The sequence below is a fragment of the Halomonas sp. BM-2019 genome, from assembly GCF_017584085.1.
The window spans coordinates 4,131,268-4,136,367 of record NZ_CP071922.1 but is presented as its reverse complement, the minus strand read 5'-3'; the positions used below and the strand labels follow the sequence as shown (position 1 = coordinate 4,136,367).

Here is a 5,100-nt window from a genome sequence, read left to right as displayed (position 1 = left end):
ATCTGCTGCTGTTGCAGTAGCTGCTGGTCCTGCTGCCGCTGCTGAAGCTGCAGAAGAACAGACTGAGTTCGACGTGATGTTGAAGTCTGCTGGTGCTAACAAAGTTGGCGCTATCAAGGCTGTTCGCGCTGCAACTGGTCTTGGCCTGAAAGAAGCTAAAGCATTAGTTGAATCAGCTCCAGTCGCAGTGAAAGAAGGCATCTCAAAAGCTGACGCTGAAGCACTGAAGAAAGAGCTTGAAGAAGCTGGTGCAGAAGTTGAGATCAAGTAATAGACTTGATTTACAGCGAGGCCAGTAATGGCTTTGGCCTGGTGATTTTACAATCACCAGGCCTTTTGCGCTAGTGCTCGAAGTACCTTACTTGCTCTCTATTCAGCTCGACTCATTTAAAAAGTTTATTGAAGCCGATCCAGAAGGCGAATATGGGCTGGAAGCAGCATTCCGCTCTGTTTTCCCAATTGCCAGCTACTCTGGTAATGCTGAACTGCAGTATGTCAGCTACCGCTTAGGTGAGCCTGTCTTCGATGTCAACGAATGTCAAATTCGTGGCGTAACTTATTCAGCGCCGTTACGTGTAACGTTGCGTTTAGTTATGTATGACAAAGACGCACCTGCAGGAACGATCAAGCAAATCAAAGAGCAGGAAGTTTACATGGGCGAAATTCCGCTCATGACCGAAAACGGTACTTTTGTAATTAACGGTACCGAGCGGGTTATTGTTTCTCAGCTCCACCGGTCACCTGGTGTGTTCTACGATCACGATCGTGGAAAAACCCACTCATCCGGTAAAGTTCTCTACAATGCACGTGTTATTCCTTACCGTGGTTCATGGTTAGACTTCGAATTCGACCCGAAAGACAATGTCTTCGTGCGTATCGATCGTCGTCGTAAATTACCTGCGACCATTATTTTGCGTGCTTTGGATTATACCGACGAGCAAATCCTCGACATGTTCTTCGAGAAGAACCATTTCGAGATTCGTCGTGACAAAGTATTTATGACGTTGATCGCTGAGCGTTTACGCGGTGAAACAGCGTTATTCGATATTAAAGGTACAGATGGCCAAGTCTTGGTGGAAAAAGGTCGCCGGGTAACCGCGCGTCACATCAAGCAATTGTCTGACCAAGGTATCGAAGAAATGGAAGTACCAGTGGACTATTTAGTCGGCAAGGTACTGACCAAAGATTACGTGGCGAAGAAGACCGGCGAAATCGTGGCTCGTGCAAACGACATTATTACGCTTGAATTACTTGCCAAACTGCGCGAAGCAGGCTTCAAGAAGTTTGAAACCTTGTTTGTCAACGACCTTGACCACGGCCCATACGTCAGTGAAACCATTCGCATCGATCCAAGCTCAAATCGCTTGGAAGCCTTGGTAGAAATCTACCGCATGATGCGTCCGGGTGAGCCACCGACGAAAGAAGCTGCAGAAGCGTTATTTGAGAACCTCTTCTTCTCTGAAGACCGTTATGACTTATCGACCGTTGGTCGCATGAAGTTTAACCGTCGTTTAGGTCGTGAAGAGCTGACCGGTTCTGGCGTGCTCAGCCGCGAAGACGTGGTTGACGTGATGCGTAAGCTGATCGAAATCCGTAACGGCCAAGACGTTGTTGATGACATCGATCACTTGGGTAACCGTCGTATTCGTTCAGTCGGCGAAATGGCTGAAAACCAATTCCGTGTTGGTTTAGTCCGTGTTGAGCGTGCCGTTAAAGAGCGCCTAAGCTTAGGTGACCTTGATGCGATCATGCCGCAAGACTTAATTAACGCGAAGCCAATTTCAGCGGCGGTCAAAGAGTTCTTTGGCTCAAGCCAGTTGTCTCAGTTTATGGACCAAAACAACCCATTGTCAGAAGTCACGCACAAGCGTCGTATTTCTGCTTTAGGTCCGGGTGGTTTGACGCGTGAGCGAGCGGGCTTCGAAGTTCGTGACGTTCACCCAACGCACTATGGTCGTTTATGTCCAATCGAAACACCTGAAGGCCCAAACATCGGTCTGATCAACTCATTGGCAACCTTTTCACGCACAAACGAGTACGGTTTCTTAGAAACCCCATATCGTAAAGTCGTGAATGGTGTGGTCAGTGATGACGTCGAATATTTGTCAGCGATTGAAGAAGGCAAGTATGTCATTGCGCAGGCAAATATTGTCTTGAATGACAAAGGCGAGATCACCGAAGAACTGGTCCCAGGTCGTTTTAATAACGAATTTACCTTAACGCCGCGTGAGCAAGTCCAATTCATGGACGTTGCACCACAGCAGATCGTTTCGGTCGCGGCGAGTTTGATTCCATTCCTTGAGCACGATGACGCCAACCGTGCCTTGATGGGTTCAAACATGCAACGCCAAGCAGTTCCAACATTGCGTGCTGATAAGCCGCTTGTCGGTACTGGCGTAGAGCGCACCGTTGCTGTTGACTCGGGCGTTACTGTGGTCGCGAAACGCGGCGGTGTCGTTGACTATGTCGACGCCAGCCGGATCGTGGTGAAAGTTAACGAAGAAGAGATGATTCCTGGTGAAGCGGGCATCGACATCTATAACTTAACCAAGTACACGCGTTCGAACCAAAACACTTGTATTAACCAAAAACCGTGTGTGAAATCTGGCGAACCAGTCATGCGTGGTGACGTGTTAGCTGACGGTCCTTCAACCGATCTCGGTGAATTGGCCCTTGGTCAAAACATGCGCGTGGCATTCATGCCATGGAATGGTTACAACTTCGAAGACTCGATCCTCGTTTCTGAGCGTGTCGTGCAGGAAGATCGTTTAACCACGATTCACATTCAGGAACTGAACTGTGTAGCGCGTGACACGAAACTTGGTCCAGAAGAAATTACTTCAGATATCCCGAACGTTGGTGAGTCTGCACTAAGCAAGCTTGATGAATCAGGTGTTGTTTACATCGGTGCGGAAGTGAACGGTGGTGATATTTTAGTCGGTAAAGTGACGCCAAAAGGCGAAACACAGCTGACTCCGGAAGAAAAACTTCTGCGTGCCATCTTTGGTGAAAAAGCGTCTGACGTCAAAGACAGCTCACTGCGCGTACCGAATGGTGTCAGTGGTACGGTTATTGACGTCCAAGTCTTTACTCGCGATGGCGTTGAGAAAGACAAGCGTGCGCTCGATATCGAAGCTATGCAGTTAGCTCAGGTTAAGAAAGATTTAACCGATGAGTTCAAGATCCTTGAAGAAGGCTTGTACGCACGTGTTCGTAGCTTGTTATTAGGCAACGGTTTCGACGAGTCGAAATTGGCGTCAATGGATCGCAGCAAGTGGTTAACGCAGTCGTTGAAAGACGAGTCAGCTCAGCAAGATCTCGAGCAAATCGCGCAGCAGTATGAAGATTTGCGTGGTGACTACGACAAGCGTTACGACGAGAAGCGTCGCAAGATCACTCAAGGTGATGATCTGCAACCTGGCGTTCTGAAAATCGTTAAAGTTTATTTAGCGGTTAAGCGTCGCATCCAGCCTGGTGACAAGATGGCTGGTCGTCACGGTAACAAAGGTGTTATTTCAACAATCGTTCCAGTTGAAGACATGCCTTACGACGAAAACGGTGATCCAGTCGATATCGTACTGAACCCGTTGGGTGTTCCGTCGCGGATGAACGTGGGTCAGATTCTTGAAACACATTTAGGTGCAGCTGCACGTGGTATCGGTAAGAAAGTCGAAGCCATGCTTGCTGCACAGCAGAAAATCGCTGAAATGCGCGAGTTTTTGCAGAATGTTTATGACATCGGTAAAGGTCGTCAAGATGTCGACTTAAATACCTTCAGTGACGAAGAAGTATTGCGTTTAGCAGATAACCTTAAAAAAGGTTTACCTGTTGCTTCACCAGTATTCGACGGTGCTGTAGAAACCGAAATTAAACAATTATTACGCCTTGCAGACTTACCAGACTCAGGTCAGGTGAAGTTGTTCGACGGCCGTACCGGTGACACGTTTGAGCGTCCAGTAACCGTAGGTTACATGTACATGCTGAAACTGAACCACTTGGTCGACGATAAGATGCATGCGCGTTCAACTGGCTCGTATAGCTTGGTTACTCAGCAGCCGCTGGGTGGTAAAGCACAATTCGGTGGTCAGCGCTTCGGTGAGATGGAAGTGTGGGCCCTCGAAGCATACGGTGCCGCGTATACGTTGCAGGAAATGTTAACCGTGAAGTCTGATGACGTGAACGGCCGGACGAAGATGTATAAGAACATCGTCGACGGCAACCACGACATGGACCCGGGCATGCCTGAATCGTTTAACGTATTGCTGAAAGAAATCCGCTCGTTGGGTATTAATATTGAGTTGGAAGACGAATAAGCAGCCGTAAGGTATTGAGTCAGCGCCGCCGGGGCGTAGTCCCCGGCTTGTTTAACTCCGACAGGAGATGAAACGTGAAAGATTTATTAAAGTTTCTGAAGCCACTAAAAGACAGCGAAGAGTTCGATCGGATTCGTATCTCTTTGGCCTCACCGGATCAAATCCGGAGCTGGTCATATGGTGAAGTGAAAAAGCCAGAAACCATTAACTATCGTACTTTTAAGCCAGAGCGCGACGGCTTGTTCTGTGCGCGTATCTTCGGCCCGGTGAAAGACTACGAATGTTTGTGTGGTAAATACAAGCGTTTGAAGCACCGTGGTGTGATCTGTGAGAAGTGTGGTGTTGAAGTGACTTTGACCAAAGTACGCGGCTTAATGCTTGATATGACGTTACGTGATATCGAACGTATTCTCTACTTCGAATCATATGTTGTCATCGATGCAGGTATGACTTCGCTAGAAGCAGGTTCACTGTTAGGCGAAGAAGAATACTTAGACGCGCTTGAAGAGCACGGCGACGAGTTTGAAGCGAAAATGGGTGCAGAAGCAATCCTGCACTTATTGAAGAGCGTTAATCTTGAGTCTGAAATCAAAATGCTGCGTGAAGAGTTGCCTGAAACTAACTCAGAAACCAAGCGTAAGAAGATTACCAAGCGTTTGAAGCTGCTTGAGTCATTCCATCAGTCTGGCAACAAGCCAGAGTGGATGATTCTGAACGTGTTACCGGTTTTACCACCAGACTTACGTCCGTTGGTACCGCTTGATGGTGGCCGTTTTGCGACTTCAGA

2 protein-coding genes and 1 pseudogene are annotated in these 5,100 nt (G+C 48.0%); all 3 read left to right on the top strand.

The annotated features are described in order from the left end of the window. Positions 1-271 (top strand): 50S ribosomal protein L7/L12 (gene rplL / locus J5F18_RS20540; RefSeq protein WP_346300328.1); only part of this gene is annotated, 271 nt, incomplete at its 5' end. A gap of 52 nt (positions 272-323) precedes the next feature. Continuing rightward, positions 324-4,313 (top strand): DNA-directed RNA polymerase subunit beta, encoded by a 3,990-nt coding sequence (gene rpoB / locus J5F18_RS20535; protein WP_346302280.1) that lies wholly within the window; start codon positions 324-326, stop codon positions 4,311-4,313. Between the two features lie 74 nt (positions 4,314-4,387). Next, positions 4,388-5,100 (top strand): annotated as a pseudogene (locus J5F18_RS20530) (DNA-directed RNA polymerase subunit beta'); the annotation flags it as partial.